The organism is Dyella sp. S184 (genome assembly GCF_009766065.1).
Taxonomy (GTDB): Bacteria; Pseudomonadota; Gammaproteobacteria; order Xanthomonadales; family Rhodanobacteraceae; genus Rhodanobacter.
Genome location: NZ_LMUE01000002.1, coordinates 448,074 through 463,896, shown reverse-complemented (window position 1 = coordinate 463,896; position 15,823 = coordinate 448,074). Strand labels below are relative to the sequence as shown.

Annotated in this window: 15 protein-coding genes and 1 tRNA gene; 11 read left to right on the top strand and 5 right to left on the bottom strand. The window is 62.9% G+C overall.

Going from position 1 to position 15,823, the window contains the following annotated elements:
* Positions 1-151: 151 nt before the first annotated feature.
* Both ligA and epmA read left to right on the top strand, forming a co-directional pair.
* Entirely contained in the window at positions 152-2,545 is a 2,394-nt protein-coding gene (ligA, locus tag GSQ75_RS02015; RefSeq protein ID WP_158752862.1) for an NAD-dependent DNA ligase LigA, read from the top strand.
* Between the two features lie 8 nt (positions 2,546-2,553).
* Positions 2,554-3,504, top strand: a complete 951-nt coding sequence (epmA, locus tag GSQ75_RS02010; RefSeq protein ID WP_158752861.1) for an EF-P lysine aminoacylase EpmA — start codon at positions 2,554-2,556, stop codon at positions 3,502-3,504.
* A gap of 49 nt (positions 3,505-3,553) precedes the next feature.
* Here epmA and aqpZ read toward each other — a convergent pair whose 3' ends face one another.
* Complete coding sequence (gene aqpZ / locus GSQ75_RS02005; RefSeq protein WP_158752860.1) at positions 3,554-4,285, bottom strand: aquaporin Z; 732 nt, start codon at positions 4,283-4,285, stop codon at positions 3,554-3,556.
* Positions 4,286-4,576: 291 nt separating this feature from the next.
* On the opposite strand from aqpZ, the gene GSQ75_RS02000 reads away from it, so the two are divergent.
* The gene (locus GSQ75_RS02000; protein WP_158752859.1) at positions 4,577-5,911 is read left to right on the top strand and encodes an MFS transporter; all 1,335 of its coding nucleotides are present in this window, start codon (positions 4,577-4,579) and stop codon (positions 5,909-5,911) included.
* Here GSQ75_RS02000 and GSQ75_RS01995 read toward each other — a convergent pair.
* Together GSQ75_RS01995 and sbcB are read right to left on the bottom strand one after the other, a co-directional pair.
* Complete coding sequence (locus GSQ75_RS01995) at positions 5,908-6,594, bottom strand: DUF2461 domain-containing protein (RefSeq protein WP_158752858.1); 687 nt, start codon at positions 6,592-6,594, stop codon at positions 5,908-5,910. The genes GSQ75_RS02000 and GSQ75_RS01995 overlap by 4 nt on opposite strands.
* 28 nt (positions 6,595-6,622) lie before the next feature.
* Positions 6,623-8,068, bottom strand: a complete 1,446-nt coding sequence (gene sbcB, locus GSQ75_RS01990) for an exodeoxyribonuclease I (RefSeq protein ID WP_158753861.1) — start codon at positions 8,066-8,068, stop codon at positions 6,623-6,625.
* Positions 8,069-8,138: 70 nt separating this feature from the next.
* Here sbcB and orn point away from each other — a divergent pair, with 70 nt between their 5' ends.
* The 4 genes from orn to GSQ75_RS01970 all read left to right on the top strand — a co-directional run bounded on the left by orn (position 8,139) and on the right by GSQ75_RS01970 (position 12,123).
* Positions 8,139-8,705 carry an oligoribonuclease gene (gene orn, locus GSQ75_RS01985; protein WP_158752857.1) on the top strand — a complete coding sequence of 189 codons (567 nt, stop codon included), beginning with the start codon at positions 8,139-8,141 and terminating at the stop codon, positions 8,703-8,705.
* 57 nt (positions 8,706-8,762) lie between these two features.
* Positions 8,763-9,659: a dihydropteroate synthase gene (gene folP / locus GSQ75_RS01980; RefSeq protein ID WP_174236695.1), complete on the top strand. Its 897-nt coding sequence runs from the start codon at positions 8,763-8,765 to the stop codon at positions 9,657-9,659.
* A 76-nt stretch (positions 9,660-9,735) separates the two neighbouring features.
* A complete protein-coding gene (gene glmM / locus GSQ75_RS01975; RefSeq protein ID WP_158752855.1) occupies positions 9,736-11,088 on the top strand; it encodes a phosphoglucosamine mutase in 1,353 nt (450 codons plus the stop codon).
* Positions 11,089-11,190: 102 nt separating this feature from the next.
* Positions 11,191-12,123 carry a 2-oxoglutarate and iron-dependent oxygenase domain-containing protein gene (locus GSQ75_RS01970; RefSeq protein ID WP_158752854.1) on the top strand — a complete coding sequence of 311 codons (933 nt, stop codon included), beginning with the start codon at positions 11,191-11,193 and terminating at the stop codon, positions 12,121-12,123.
* Between the two features lie 24 nt (positions 12,124-12,147).
* On the opposite strand, the gene GSQ75_RS01965 is transcribed toward GSQ75_RS01970, so the two are convergent.
* Positions 12,148-12,963 (bottom strand): SDR family oxidoreductase, encoded by an 816-nt coding sequence (locus GSQ75_RS01965; RefSeq protein ID WP_216840590.1) that lies wholly within the window; start codon positions 12,961-12,963, stop codon positions 12,148-12,150.
* Positions 12,964-13,082: 119 nt separating this feature from the next.
* Between GSQ75_RS01965 and tpiA the strand changes: the two genes are divergently transcribed.
* The 3 genes from tpiA to GSQ75_RS01950 all read left to right on the top strand — a co-directional run bounded on the left by tpiA (position 13,083) and on the right by GSQ75_RS01950 (position 14,409).
* Positions 13,083-13,850 carry a triose-phosphate isomerase gene (tpiA, locus tag GSQ75_RS01960; protein ID WP_158752852.1) on the top strand — a complete coding sequence of 256 codons (768 nt, stop codon included), beginning with the start codon at positions 13,083-13,085 and terminating at the stop codon, positions 13,848-13,850.
* A 6-nt stretch (positions 13,851-13,856) separates the two neighbouring features.
* Positions 13,857-14,312, top strand: a complete 456-nt coding sequence (gene secG, locus GSQ75_RS01955) for a preprotein translocase subunit SecG (RefSeq protein WP_158752851.1) — start codon at positions 13,857-13,859, stop codon at positions 14,310-14,312.
* A gap of 12 nt (positions 14,313-14,324) precedes the next feature.
* Positions 14,325-14,409, top strand: a tRNA-Leu gene (locus GSQ75_RS01950).
* Positions 14,410-14,727: 318 nt separating this feature from the next.
* On the opposite strand, the gene GSQ75_RS01945 is transcribed toward GSQ75_RS01950, so the two are convergent.
* Entirely contained in the window at positions 14,728-15,120 is a 393-nt protein-coding gene (locus GSQ75_RS01945) for a hypothetical protein (RefSeq protein WP_158752850.1), read from the bottom strand.
* On the opposite strand from GSQ75_RS01945, the gene GSQ75_RS01940 reads away from it, so the two are divergent.
* The gene (locus GSQ75_RS01940) at positions 15,091-15,744 is read left to right on the top strand and encodes a response regulator (protein WP_158752849.1); all 654 of its coding nucleotides are present in this window, start codon (positions 15,091-15,093) and stop codon (positions 15,742-15,744) included. The two genes, GSQ75_RS01945 and GSQ75_RS01940, sit on opposite strands and share 30 nt — an antisense overlap.
* The last annotated feature ends 79 nt before the right edge of the window (positions 15,745-15,823 follow it).

Sequence of the window (15,823 nt, the reverse complement as noted above, 5' to 3'; positions counted from 1 at the left end):
TTGGGCGTCTGCACATTACTGCGACTGTGTGTTTCAAAGCGCTGCGTGCAGAGCCTGCCCGGAGCGGTCGGTCATTTCCACCGCAGGCCGTGCCAGGACGGCTATCGTTCACCGGTGTCGTTAAACTGCGGCAAGATCCCTGGAGACCCGCATGACCGAACGTCCGGCCCCTGCCCAAGCTGTGGCTCACGCCGCCGCACTACGGGCGCAGATCGAGCAGGCCAACTACCGCTATCACGTACTCGACGATCCGGAGATTCCCGATGCCGATTACGACCGTCTGATGCGCGAGCTGGAAGCGCTGGAAGCGGAATATCCGACACTCGCCTCTGGCGATTCACCGACGCGCAAGGTGGGTGCACGAGCGCAGGGCGGTTTTGCCGAAGTGCGTCATCTGCTACCCATGCTGTCGCTGGGCAATGCGTTTGAGCAGGAGGGCGAAGGCGAGCGCGAACGCTTCCGCGAAGTGGCCGAGTTCGAGCGACGCATCGAACAGACGCTGGATCGACGCGAGCCCGTATTCTCGGTGGAGCCGAAACTCGATGGCCTGGCGATCAGCCTGCGCTACGAGCAGGGTGTATTCGTGCAGGGCGCCACGCGCGGCGACGGAGAAACCGGCGAGGATGTGACCGCGAACCTGCGCACGGTGCGCGCCATTCCATTGAAGCTGCGTGGCGAAGGCTGGCCCACAGTGCTCGAAGTGCGCGGTGAGGTGATCATGCTGCGCAAGGATTTCGAGTCGTTCAATGCCAATGCCCGTGCGCATGATGAGAAGCCGCTGGCGAATCCGCGCAACGGCGCGGCCGGTTCATTGCGCCAGCTCGACCCGGCGATCACGGCGAAGCGCCGACTGAGTTTTTTCGCCTATGCGATCGGCGCAGTCGAAGGCGGCACGCTGCCGCAGACGCATTCGCAGACATTGCTGAAGCTGCGCGAGTGGGGCTTTCCGGTATCGCCGGAAGTCGATGTTGCCCGGGGGTTCGATGGCTTGATCGCCTACTTCCGTCGCATCGGAAAGAAGCGCGACAGCCTGCCGTACGACATCGACGGCGTCGTCTACAAGCTGGACGACTACGCCGGCCAGCGTGAGATGGGTTTCGTCTCGCGCGCGCCGCGCTGGGCGATCGCGCACAAGTTTCCGGCGCAGGAGCAGACTACGCGCCTGCTCGACATCGAAATCCAGATTGGCCGGACGGGTGCAGCGACACCGCGCGCGCGAATGGAGCCAGTGCAAGTGGCTGGCGTGACGGTGACCTACGCCACCTTGCACAACGCCGACCAGATCGCACGGCTGGATGTCCGCGTGGGCGATACGGTCATCGTGCGCCGCGCCGGTGATGTGATTCCGGAAGTGGTGCGGGTGATCGAGGACCAGCGCCCGGCTGGAACAGTGCCTTGGGCAATGCCGACGCACTGTCCCATCTGCAACTCAGCACTGATCCGCGAAGAGGGCGCGGCGGCTTGGCGCTGTTCCGGCGGGCTGATTTGTGCCGCGCAACGCAAGGAGGCGCTGATCCATTTCGCCTCGCGGCGTGCGATGGATATCGAGGGCCTCGGCGAGCGCTTCGCCGAAGCGCTGGTGGAACTCGACATCGTGCACACACCAGCCGATTTGTATGGATTGAGCGTGGACGATTTCGTCGACATGAAACGGCGCATCGACGAGCGGGATGGGACCACGCCGGAGACGGTAAAGGCCGGCAAGGTGGCGACCAAGTGGGCCGAGAACCTGGTCGCGGGCATCGAGGCCAGCCGCCACACCACGCTGGCACGTTTCCTGTTCGCGCTCGGCATCATGCATATCGGCGAGAGCACGGCGAAGACGCTGGCGAGCTGGCTGGGGCGGCTTGAATTCGTGCGCAGCATGCCGGCACCGGTGTTGCGCGTGCTGCCGGATATCGGCGATGAAGTGGCTTCCTCGATCGCCGGCTTCTTCGCACAGCAAGGCAACCAGCAGGTGGTCGACGCGCTGCTTGATGCCGGCATTGTGTTCAGGGACGAGGCCGAGCCAACGCCGCTGTTGCGCGATCGGCTGAACCTCGGTGTGTTGCTGGATCAGGCGGGGATCAGCAAGCTCGGCCCCAAGAGCACGCGCCTGCTCGTCGAGCATTTTCCGACGCTGGACCGGTTGCTGACTGGCGGTACCGCCCACTGGATTACCGCCGGACTGCCTCAAGCGGCCGCGTCGAGCCTGCAGGAGTTTCTCGCCGATCCGGTCGCGCTTGCCGAACTGCGCGATACTGAGGCAGCGATGAAACAGCTGCTGTCCGCCATTCCAGCCACGGCGGCGGCGGGCAACGCGCCGCTTGACGGGCAGACCTTTGTGCTCACCGGTACGCTGGCTTCGCTCAGTCGTGACGACGCGAAAGCACGGCTGGAAGCGCTGGGGGCGAAGGTATCCGGTTCGGTATCGAAGAAGACCAACTTCGTGGTCGCCGGCGAAGCAGCCGGCTCCAAGCTCGACAAGGCGCAGGAACTGGGTGTGACAATATGGGATGAAGCGCAGCTGCTGGCTTTGCTGGCAGGGCACGAGGGGGCAACATGATGCATGAAATGTCACGGGTCGCAATGCTGCAATTGCGCGCGCGACTGTATGCGTTGATCCGCCTGTTCTTCCTCGAGCGCCATGTGCTGGAAGTCGAAACGCCGATCCTGTCCGCCGCCGGCAATACTGATCCAAACATCGAGAGCTTCAGTACGACCTTCAGCGGGCATGTCGATGCCGGTGCGCGCGAACGCTGGTTGCGCACCTCGCCGGAGTTTCCACTCAAGCGCCTGCTCGCTGCCGGGGTCGGCGACTGCTACGAGCTGGGCCGGGTGTTCCGCAACGGCGAGGCCGGTGGACGACATAATCCCGAATTCAGCATGCTGGAGTGGTATCGGGTTGGTTGGTGTCATCGCCGGCTGATGGAGGAAACCATCGCATTGATCGAGGCGGCGCTGGCGATGGTCGGGCGACGGGCCGAGGTGCTGATCGAGAGTTACCGGCAACTGTTCCTGGATGAACTCGGCATCGACCCGCTGCATGCGCCGATCGACGAACTGCGTGAGCCGCTGGCGGAGTACAACATCGGCCCGGATGGCCTGGGGCGCGATGACTGGCTCGACCTGTTGATCACGCACAAGCTGCAGCCGGCGTTTCCGCGCGATCGCATCACGGTGATCCACGACTATCCGGCCACACAGTGCGCACTGGCCCGTATCCGACCGGGCGAAACGCCGCTGGCCGAGCGCTTCGAGCTGTACCTTGGAAGCCATGAGGTGGCCAACGGTTATCACGAATTGAACGATGCAGCGGAGCAGCGCGGACGCTTCGAGCGTGACAACGCAGTGCGTCGTAGCCGTGGCCTGCGTGAGATCCCCATCGACGAATCATTGCTCAAGGTGCTCGACGCAATGCCCGATTGCGCCGGCGTCGCGCTCGGTGTGGAGCGTCTGCTGATGTGCCTGGGTGGCACTGACGCTATTGCCGACGTGCTCGCGTTTCCGTTCGCCAGTGCATGAAGCACGGCACGCGGTCCGGTTGGCCGCGTGCCGTGTGATCCGGAACGCGTTAGCTCAGATCACCCTTGATGTCCGGCTGCGTGGGTTGATCGCTCCACAGGAAGCGGTAGATCAGGCCGCCGAGGATGCCGCCGATAATCGGCATCACCCAGAAGAACCACAGCTGCTCGATGGCCCAGCCACCCTGGAACAGGGCCACCGCGGTAGAGCGTGCCGGGTTCACCGAGGTGTTGGTGACCGGGATACTGATGAGGTGGATCAGGGTCAGTGCGAGGCCTATCGCGATACCGGCGAAACCCACCGGCGCACTCTTGTGCGTCGCACCCATGATGATGAAGATGAAGAAGCCGGTCATCACCAGCTCGCACAGTGCAGCGGCGCCCATCGAGTATCCGCCCGGCGAATGTGCGCCATAGCCGTTCGAGGCGAAGCCGCTGGCGGTGGCATCAAAGCCGGGTTTGCCCGAGGCGATCGTGTACAACACCAGGCCGGCGACGAGGCCGCCAACCACCTGCGCAATGATGTACGGGATCACTTCCCTCAACGGAAACCGGCCACCAGCCGCGAGGCCGCAGGTGACTGCCGGGTTGATGTGACAGCCGGAAATGTGGCCGATGGCGTAGCACATGGTCAACAGGGTCAGGCCGAAGGCCAGCGCGACACCGGCGAAGCCGATGCCAAGCCCGGGAAAGGCCGCCGCCAGCACCGCGCTGCCGCAGCCACCCATGACCAGCCAGAACGTGCCGAAGAATTCGGCGGCCAAGCGTTTGCTCATGCTCATCAGGAAACTCCTTGTCGGTTGAATGCAGGCGCACGCGCTGTCACCACGAGCGCTACTCGTCACAACATGCGAAGACGTTTTCCCCAGAACCTCACACCCAGAACCCCGGGGCGCTGCAACGCATGTCGATGGACGTGCGATGCCACCCCCGACACCCGGTATCCCTGCCGGACGCGCGCAGCATATAGCGATGTCAGGCCTGGTACGAGTGTTGTTCCCGGATCGACCCAACTGGCATGGTGATGCGCTATGTTGCGCGGGTCCTTGCCCATGCGGCCCGTGGAACCACCGATGACTGATACCGCTATTTCGCCCTTGTCGAATGCCTCCGCACCTTCGCGTGCACTCGACCGCCGTGATCTGCGCACGTTGAGCCTCTCGGCCCTTGGTGGTGCGCTGGAGTTCTACGATTTCGTGGTGTTCGTGTTCTTTGCGATTCCGCTCAGCCACCTGTTCTTTCCGAAGGACACAGCTTCATGGCTGGCCCAGCTGCAGGTGTACGGCATTTTTGCCGCGGGGTATTTGGCACGGCCGTTGGGTGGCATCGTGATGGCGCATTACGGCGACAAGCTGGGACGCAAGAGGATGTTCACGCTCAGCGTATTCCTGATGGCCGTACCAACGCTTTGCATCGGCCTGCTCCCGGTGTATGCACAGGCCGGCATGTTGGCGCCCTTGCTGCTTTTGCTGTTGCGCGTGGTGCAGGGCATTGCGGTGGGTGGCGAGGTACCGGGCGCGTGGGTATTCGTGGCCGAGCATGTACCGGCGCAGCGGATTGGCTTCGCCTGCGCCAGCCTTACCTCGGGTCTCACCGTGGGCATCCTGATCGGCTCGCTGGTGGCGACAACGATCAACCACCGGATGACACCGGCCGAGGTACTCGGCTGGGGCTGGCGATTGCCGTTCCTGGTCGGTGGCGTGTTCGGTTTCTTCGCGGTGTGGCTGCGCCAGTGGCTCAGCGAGACGCCGGTGTTCGAGGCGATGCATGCGCGCCGCGAACTGGCGGCGGGACTGCCATTGCGACAGGTGTTCGAGCGGCATCTGCCGAGCGTGCTGCTGTCGATGCTGGTGACCTGGATGCTCACCGCCGCGATCGTGGTGATGATCCTGATGACGCCGTCGCTTGTGCAGTCGGTGTTCCACATCGAGCCGGAACGCGCCTTCCTCGGCAACAACGTGGCCTCGTTCGCGCTGGCGCTGGGCTGCCTGTGCTACGGCTGGCTGGCCGATCGCATCGGTTATCCGCGAGCACTGTTGTTCGGGGCGATCGGCTTGCTGGTTTGCAGCTATGCGCTGTACCTGGACTTGCAGGCCGGTGCTGCGCATTTCGTCGCCTTGTATGCGCTGGCCGGTTTCAGCGTCGGCGTGGTCGGCGTGGTGCCGGCGTTGATGGTGGTGGCGTTTCCGCCGGCGGTGCGTTTTTCCGGCCTGTCGTTCTCGTACAACATTGCCTACGCGGTATTCGGCGGACTCACGCCACCGCTGATCGGCTTGCTGGTGAAACGATTCGGTGTGCTGGCACCAGCGCATTACGTGGCATTTACCGCGTTGGTCGGGATCGCTGTCGCGGTCTGGTCGATGGCCGCGGAGCGCACTGGGCAAAACGTGTCGCGGGCCGAGGGTTAGAACTCCAGCTCCTGCGCGGCGCACAGGTAGTCGATCATCGGCGTGACGCGCTTGAACGTTGCCACGATCCACGGCAACAGTTCGTCCGAGCAGGCGAGCGCATCGTCGAAGTTCTCGCCGACCGCAAAATCCTTGCGTTTCAGGTCCTCGATCAGCTCGTGCGCCGGATCGAAGCCACGCGGCGGACGGCTCAACGACTCGCCCCAGAACGTGAGGTGCTCGCGGAATGGCTTGCTCTGCGTGGCACGTTTCCACGCGGCCGGGTTGTCGGCGATGAACGCACGGATGTGTTTCAGCGCGTCCGGCTCCGGATGCCACATGCCCCCGCCGGCGAAGCAGTCGCCGGGCTGGAGATGTATGTAGAACGACGGTGCCGGGATCTCGTGCCGGCGTTCGTGGAAGAAGCGCGAACCCTGCCACGGCTTGTACGGCAGCTTGTTGTTGGAAAAACGCGTGTCGCGATAGATGCGATACAGCGAGCCGCCGTTCTTGCGCGGGTCGGCGCGGTAATGCGGGCTGATCTTCGCCAGCGGCGCCTGCAGGTCGGTGATCAGCTGCAGGAACGGCTCGCGCACGTGGCGCTCGTAATCGCCCTTGTGCTCGGTGAACCATTCGCGACTGTTGTTCTTGTCGAGTGCGCGCAGGAAACGGAAGGTGGCGGGAGTGAAATAGATCTGGGACATGGCGGGTCGATGGATGGGAGTGAGGGGGTCAGACGTTGTCGATGCCGGCCGCGAGCTGTTCGCCCCAGGCCTGCAGCTGGTCGAGCAGGGCCAGTTTGCCCTGCGCCTGTGGATCGTTGCGTAGCTCTGCCAGATGCGTGAAGTAATCATCCAGTGTGAGGCCGGTGAGTGCGGTGTGCCGGGTCAATCGCGCCTGCCGGAAATTTTCCCAGCGTGCGTGTTCGTCAGGATCCAGTGTCTCGGGCCAGTTGCGTGCGCGGTAACGGAACAAGAGCTCCGGATAACGTGGATCGCGGAACGGGAAGGTACGTTTGCCCAGTTCCGCGGCTGGCGTGGCACGCACCTGGGCAAGTAATTTCTTGTCGGCATCGGGCAGGAAACCACCGCCATATAGCGCCAGCTCGGGATCCTCCGGTGGTGGCAGTTCGGCGGCACGCTGGAATACCCGGCGCAATTTTTCCGCCAGCCCGTCCACGGCACGCAGGGTGTTGCGGTGCGCCTTGCAGCGGTCGAGATCCAGTTGCAGGCGCGACTGGTCCACGCCTTGCAGCACCGACAACGGCGCCAGCGCCGGTGCGTGATTTGCACGCACCGTGCGCAGCGGAATGCGTTCGACACCCTCGGGCAGGTCGGCGCGCGCGGTGAAGATACGGTCGGCAATCTCGTCCTCGTCCAGCGCCAGCCATTCGGTCGGATCGGTGGCGAGGTCGTACACGATCACTTCGCCGGCTCGGCTCGGATGCGGCGCCAGCGGCGCGATCACCGCGAGGCAATGCCGGCTGGCCGGATAACGCGAGGACACATGCACCACCGGCGTCATGTTCACCACGTCGAGCAGCTCGAACACCTTCTGCTTGCGGCGCAAGCCGTAATACCAGTCCCACAGCCGCGGCTGGCGCACGCGGATCAGTCGGGCCAGGTCGATCAGCGCATACACGTCCGACAAGGCATCGTGGGCGCGTTCCTGCTTGAGCTGGTTGGCGCTGGCCAGGTGTTCCAGCTTGAAGCTGGGCGTGCCGTCCTCGCGCGTCGGCCAGACGATGCCTTCCGGCCGCAGCGCCTGGCACAGGCGCACCAGGTCGATCAGGTCCCAGCGTGAATTGCCGTTCTCCCATTCACGACCGTACGGCTCGTAGAAGTTGCGGTACAACATCTGCCGGGTGAACTCGTCGTCGAAGCGCAGCGAGTTGTAGCCCACGCCGCAGGTGCCGGGCTGGGACAGTTGTTCGTGCACGCGGGCGGCGAAATCGGCCTCGTTGACGCCTTCGCGCTCGGCCTGTTGCGGGGTGATGCCGGTGATCAGGCAGGCATCCGGATGTGGCGGCATCTCCAGTGGCGGCTTGCCGTAGAACATCACCGGCTCACCGATGATTTCCAATTCCAGCGTGGTGCGGATGCCGGCGAACTGCAGCGGCCGGTCGCGTCGCGGGTCGGCACCGGAGGTCTCGTAGTCGTGCCAGAAGAAGGTCTGCATACCGCCGATGATCGCATGGTCCAAAGTCGAAGCGGCAAGACTGATAAACTCCTGTCCACAAGGAGATTCCATGAGCCAACCCAACGAAGAGAACCTGATCTGGATCGATCTGGAGATGACTGGCCTCGATACCGACAACGACTCGATCCTGGAGATCGCCACGGTGGTCACCGACAAGGACCTGAACGTGCTGGCCGAAGGCCCGGTATTCGCGATGCGTCATGAGATCGACCGGCTGGAGTCGATGGACAGCTGGAATACCAACCAGCATCACAAGTCGGGTCTCTGGCGGCAGGTGCTGATCTCGGAAACCGATCATGCGATGGCCGAGCAGGCCACGGTCGATTTTCTGCGCGCGTGGGTGCCGCCGGGCAAGTCGCCGATGTGCGGCAACTCGATCTGCCAGGACCGGCGCTTCATGCACCGCCAGATGCCGCGGCTGGAGCGTTACTTCCATTACCGCAACCTGGATGTTTCGACGATCAAGGAGCTGGCCCGGCGCTGGGCGCCGAATATCGCCAAGAGTTTCGGCAAGGAGTCGGCGCATACGGCGTTGTCGGATATCCGTGATTCCATCGAGGAACTGCGCCATTACCGCCGCTACATGGGCGAGTTGGGTGGTTTAACCGGGACCTGAGTCTGCCGTGCCGATGTGGAAAGCTGGATCAGTTGAGGAGTGAGTATGTCGATCGATCTGTTTGCGCCGGTACTGGATTGCGCCGGACGCCCACTGCGGCTCGATCGTCCGCGCGTGGTCGGCATCCTCAATCTCACGCCGGACTCGTTCTCCGACGGCGGTATGCATGACACTGTGGAAGCCGCCGTGGCGCATGGCCTGCGCATGGTGGAAGAGGGCGCCGACATGCTTGACGTCGGCGGCGAATCCACCCGTCCAGGTGCGGCCGATGTCTCCGTCGAGGAAGAGCTGCGCCGGGTGCTCCCGGTCATCGAGCAACTGATCGCGCGTACCACGCTGCCGATCGCGATCGATACCTCCAAGCCGGAAGTGATGCGTGCGGCGGTGGCTGCTGGCGCCGGCATGATCAATGACGTGTATGCCTTGCGCCGCGACGGCGCGATGGATGCCGTCGCCGAACTCGGCGTGCCGGTATGCCTGATGCACATGCAGGGCGAGCCGCGCAGCATGCAGGCCGAGCCGCATTACGACGACGTGGTCGGTGAGGTGCACCGGTTCCTCACGGACCGGCTTTTCGCCTGCGAACTGGCAGGCATCGACCGGCGCAAAGTGATGGTTGACGTCGGTTTTGGTTTCGGCAAGACGCTGGAACACAACGTGGCACTACTGTGCGCGCTGGATCGCTTCGCCAATCTGGGCAGCGGTGTATATGCCGGGCTGTCGCGCAAGTCGATGATCGGCACACTCACCGGCAAGGTCGATCCAGTCGAGCGCGCTGCCGGCTCGACCGCTGCCGCGCTGATCGCGGTTCAGCGTGGCGCACGCATGGTGCGTGTACATGATGTGGCTGCCACGGTGGATGCGCTGGCCGTATGGCAGGCGGTACATGCGGTCGATGTGGTGCCGAAGCGCGACGAAAAAACCGCTGCGCCGCGCTGGCCGGACGACGATTGAGCGCTTTGCTGCGGGATCCGGTGCAGCACTATCCTGCGTCACGGGGACAGACAATCTTTCAGGACAGCAACACACGATGAATCAACGCAAGTATTTCGGCACGGACGGTATTCGCGGCATGGTCGGGCAATGGCCGATCAGCGCGGACTTCATGCTGCGCCTGGGCCGCGCCGTAGGCAGCGTGCTGGCGCGCGAGGGCAAGGATCGTCCGCTGGTGCTGATCGGCAAGGACACCCGCATCTCCGGCTACATGTTCGAGTCGGCACTGGAATCAGGTCTGGTCGCTGCCGGCGCCGATGTGGGCTTGCTCGGACCGATGCCGACGCCGGCGGTGGCCTTCCTGACCCGTTCGATGCGTGCCAGCGCCGGCATCGTCATCAGTGCCTCACACAATCCGTACCATGACAACGGCATCAAGTTTTTCTCTGCCGGCGGCGAGAAGCTATCTGACGAAGTCGAGCTGGCGATCGAACGGGAAGTCGATGCCGACTTCGCCACGGTAGCCTCCGAGCGGCTGGGCAGGGCGACCCGCATCAGCGATGCCGTAGCGCGCTATGCCGAGTTCTGCAAGGCGACAGTCGCAGAGGATTTCAGCCTGCGGGGGCTGAAGCTGGTACTGGACTGTGCCCATGGCGCGACCTACCAGGTGGCGCCGAAAGTGTTTGCCGAACTGGGCGCCGAGGTCATCGCGATTGGCGACAAGCCGGATGGTTTCAACATCAATCGTGAGTCTGGCTCCACCCATCCACAGGCGCTGAAGCAGGCCGTGCTGGCGCATGGCGCCGATCTCGGTATTGCGTTCGATGGCGATGGTGACCGGCTGGTGCTGGTTGATCGGCATGGCGTATTGGCCGACGGTGACGACATCCTCTACGTGCTGGCGCTCAGCTGGCACGCGCGCGGCCTGCTTGAGGGGCCCGTCGTCGGTACTCTCATGAGCAACTACGGCCTGCAGCTGGCCCTGGCGGAACTCGACGTGTCGCTGATTCGCGCCAACGTGGGCGATCGCTACGTGATGCAGCAGCTGAGGCAGCACGGTGGCGTACTGGGTGGTGAGACTTCGGGCCATATTCTGTGCCTGGATCGCGCCACTACGGGTGACGGTATCGTCGCTGCGCTGGCGGTGCTGGAGGCGCTGGCACTGTCCGGCCAGGATCTGGCTACGGCCCGTCGGGGCCTGAAGAAATTGCCACAGGTCATGCTCAACGTACGCGCCATCGGTGCGCGCGAGGCACTGGTCAGCAGCGAGGTGCAGCAGTCGCTGGCCGAGGTGGAGCAGACCCTGCGTGGTCGCGGCCGGGTGGTGTTGCGTGCTTCCGGCACGGAACCGCTGGTGCGCGTCACCATCGAGGCTGCCGATGCCGCAGAAGTGCAGCAGTTGGCAGAAAAGCTGGCGGGGATTGTAAAATCCGTAGCCGAACGCTCGTGAACCTGTAGTTGTACTGGGTCGCCATGGATAGGCCCGACGTGCACCGCCCCTGCGGTGGCGGATGAATTGACCGCACGCCCAACCTAGTGGACTACAACCATCATGAAGAATGTTCCTACCCTCGATATCCGTCGTTATGACACCGATCGAGATGCCTTCGTTGCCGAACTGGGTGCGGCGTATCGCGAATTCGGTTTCTGCTGCATCAGCGGGCATGGCATTTCGCGCGAGCTGATCGACGGTTCGTACGATGTCTTCCAGCGCTTCTTCGCGCTGCCGACCGACATCAAGATGAAGTACCACATCGCCGGCAGTGGCGGTGCGCGCGGCTATACGCCGCTCAAGGTGGAGACCGCCAAGGACAGCCAGTACGCTGATCTGAAGGAGTTCTGGCATATCGGTCGCGAGATCCCGCGCGATTCAAAGTTCGCCGACGTGATGCCGCCGAACCTCTGGCCTGCCGAAGTGCCGGATTTCAAGCAGTACGGCTACGGCCTGTACGAAGCGCTGGACCAGCTCGGCACGCGGGTGCTACGCGCACTGGCGCTGCATATCGATCAGCCGGAAAACTTCTTCGAGGACAAGACCGACGTCGGCAACTCGATCCTGCGCCCGATCCATTACCCGCCGATCACCCAGGACAACATTCCCAACGTGCGCGCCGGCGCGCACGAGGACATCAACTTCATCACCTTGCTGGTCGGTGCCAGCGCCGAGGGACTGGAAGTGTTGAGCGATGGCGAGTGGCTGCCGATCACCACCGAAGGTGATGCGATCGTGGTCAACATCGGCGACATGCTGCAGCGCTTGAGCAACCACGTGTATCCGTCCACTTCGCACCGGGTGGTCAATCCGCAGAACGAGAACGCACGCAAGCCGCGTTATTCGGTGCCGTTCTTCCTGCATCCGAATCCGGACGTGGTGCTGGATCCGCTCGATTCCTGCATCACGCCGGACAACCCGCGCCGCTACGACACCTCGATCAGCTCGCACGAGTATTTGATGCAGCGGTTGCGCGAGATCAAGCTGATCTGAACGCAGGAGTTTCGGATCGACAGCCTATGCATCGGCATTCCGGTAGCGCTTCGATTCCCGTGCGGATAGCCACATGGCCAGCCGATCCGGCATCAGTTGCACGATGGCCTTGATGGTCCGGTTGACGCGGCCAGGGATATACACGGCCTGGCCGCGTTCAACCGCCTCAATGCCCTGGCGCACCACTTCTTCCGCGCTGAGCCACATGAAGCCCGGCATCTGATTCATCTTGTCGCGGGTGCCGGTGACGTCATGGAACTCTGACCAGGTGAAGCCCGGGCACAGTGCGCAGACGTTCACTCCAGCCCCATGATTCTCCAAAGCCAACGATTGCGAGAACTTGATCAGGTAGGCCTTGGACGCGGCGTATAACGTGTGTCCCGCAGGGCCGGGAACATGTCCCGCCAGCGAGGCGACATTGATGACACGGCCATAGCCGCGTTCGCGCATGCCGGGCAGCAGCCGCCAGACTAGTTCCGTGGGGGCGGTCAACAGCACCTGCAGGAAGTCCGCATGGGTTTTCCAGTCGTTAGCCAGGAACGAGCCGGGCACGCCGTAGCCAGCGTTGTTGATGAGCCAGTCCACCTGCAGGCCGCGCTGCTGCAGAGCATCGCACAAGGCCTGTGGGGCGCCCGAGTCAGCGAGGTCGTTTGGCAGCACGGTCACGGAGATGCCGTGCTTTTCACGCAGTTCACCAGCGAGGGCCTCCAGTCGATCAACCCTTCGCGCGGTGAGTACCAGATCGTGGTCTAGTGTTGCCAGTTGCCGGGCAAATGCCGCGCCGATACCGGCAGAGGCTCCGGTGATCAGGCTGAGTGGGCGGGTAGGCGACATGGTCATTCCTGCATGTGAATGACCATTCTTGACCGGGCGGCCACGTCGGCGCCAGTTGTTCCGCATGTTTGCCGATACCCCAGCCCATCAGTAAGCTTGCGGCCTGATCGCAACGGAAGCAGACCATGCGCAAGAAGCTTGTCGCCGGTAACTGGAAAATGCACGGCAGTCGTTCAATGGCCACGGCCCTGGTGAACGAGGTTGCCACTGCCAAGCCGGCGTCCATCGATGTAGCCGTGTTTCCGCCGTTTCCGTATCTCGCCGAACTGTCCTGGCAGCACGCCAAATCCGGATTGGGTATTGGCGCGCAGGACGTCAGCGAGCATGAGGGGCAGGGTGCCTTTACCGGTGAGGTTTCCGCCGCGATGCTTGCGGATATCGGCGCGCAATGGGCGTTGGTCGGCCATTCCGAGCGCCGTCAGTACCACGGCGAGAGCGATGAGCTGGTTGCGCGCAAGTTCGCCGCCGCGCGTGCCGGTGGCCTTACGCCGATCCTTTGTGTCGGCGAAACGCTGGAACAACGCGAGGCTGGCCAGACCGAGGCGGTCATCGCTCGCCAGTTGCACGCCGTACTGGCGCTCAACGGTATCGCCAGCTTTGATACGGCGGTCATTGCCTATGAGCCGATCTGGGCGATCGGCACCGGTCGCACCGCCACACCGAAGATGGCACAACAGGTCCATGCCTTCATTCGTAGCCAACTGGAAACGGAAGATGTTATGATTGCCCGGCTGACCCGACTGCTTTACGGCGGTAGCGTCAAGGCGGCCAATGCCGCGGAATTGTTCGCGCAGGCGGACGTGGACGGTGGACTGATCGGTGGGGCCTCGCTGGCCGCATCCGACTTCCTTGGAATCTGCGCCGCGGCGCATCAGGCGCTACAGGCTCAATAAATAATCATGTTCGTCATCTTCAGCGTGTTTTACATCCTGATCGCTGCGGCGATGATCGTGCTGATCCTTCTGCAGAACGGCGCGGGCGCCGATGCGGGCTCGGGTTTCGGCAGCGGTGCATCTGCCACGGTATTCGGTGCGCGTGGCTCGGCCACGTTCCTGACCAAGGCCACCGGCGTCCTGGCTTCGCTGTTTTTCCTGCTCAGCCTCGGCATGGGCATCTATCTGCACGCCAATGGCGCGCCGCATAGCAGCAAGGCCGATGATCTGGGTGTGATGGCTGGGCTTGCCAGCAAGCAGGCAGCCCAACCGACAACACCTGTCGCACCGGTAGGTTCGGAAGTGCCGACGGCTGTTCCTGCCGCTACCGGCAATGCCGTGCCAGCCGCACAACCTGCGACAACCCCCGCCCCGGCCAAGGGCGAGGTGCCGGCGGCCACAGAGCCGGCCAAGAAGCATTAAAGCAACACACCTGCCCAGGTGGCGGAACTGGTAGACGCACTACCTTGAGGTGGTAGCGACGTAAGTCGTAGGGGTTCGAGTCCCCTCTTGGGCACCAATGAAGGTTTCAGTGAATTTCACTGGAATCATGAAGGAACAAAAAAACCGCCGATCGGCGGTTTTTTTGTTCCTTCCTAAAGCAGCGGCTTTGCTGCTTGCAGGTTCCGGTGGTTGGTGTCCAAGAGGGGACCCGAACGAATATGACGCAGGGTGGCTTCGCCGTGATTCCCGCACACGGCTTGTAGGCGCCGGCTGACATATCGACTGTATTCACCATGGCACATTGCGACCCTATGGTGACGATACCGGCAGGCACTTGCCTGACGTATCACGGTTGATTTCCTCATCGCGTGGGGTGGACGCCTTGGTAATCATTTCACTCAAACCTTCCGTTGCCGGTGGCTGGAAGGTCTGTCGCTCCCATATCGCACTGTTCGGTGATCTGCAACTGGGAGCTGCCATCAAACTGGCCAGGGAACTGGCTCGTGACGAACATCAACGCTCGAACCGACCGGTCAGTGTGGAAATGCCTGGCCCGACCTCGACGATTGTGCTGGCCCGTTATGTGGGTGTCGCCGACATACTTGCGGCCTAGGCCCAGGCCCGGCGCGAGACGGAAAAGCTCCGGGCATCGCAGTACCATGATGGAAGAGATCGCCTGACGGCGGAATTGCTGCGTGTCGGTCAGTTTGCTGTGGTGCGGACTGATTTCATGCAGCCCAATCAAGGAGGGTGTGATGTGATCAATGTTGTCCTGGTGGATGATCACGAGCTGGTACGTACAGGTTTCCGGATGATCCTGCAGCAGCAGGCGGACATCTGCGTCAGTGGTGAGGCAGGGAGTGCCGAGGAAGGCCTGCGGCTGATTCGAACGTTGGCACCGGATATTGCCCTGGTCGATGTGCACATGCCGGGTATGAGCGGGATCGAACTCACGGAGCGCGTTTGTCGCTCGAAGATGTCCACCCAGATTGTTATCGTGACGGTGGTGGATGACGCGCGTTTTCCCAAACGCCTGCTTGACGCCGGCGCGCTCGGCTACCTGACTAAGGGTTGCAGTGCCGAGGAGTTGGTGTCTGCCGTGCGTCAGGTGGCCAGTGGCCGACGTTATCTCGCACCCGCCGTGGCGCAGCAGTTGGCACTGGCCACACTGGATGGCAGCACCTCACCGTTCGACGTGCTGTCCAGCCGTGAGCTGGAAGTGGCGATGATGCTGGTGCGTGGCAAGCCGCTGACCATCATCGGCGAACAGCTCAACCTGAGCCCGAAAACGGTGTCGACCTACAAGCAGCGATTGATGGAAAAGCTGCATGTGGATCATGTGCTAAGTCTGGCGCACCTGATGACCGTACACGGCCTGATTGATGCGCCGAACCATCAGGTCGGCAGCTGAGTACTGAACGACAACCAAAAATGCGCTTCGATATTGAGTGACAAAAAAACCGGACTGCATGTCCGGTTTTTTTGTCACT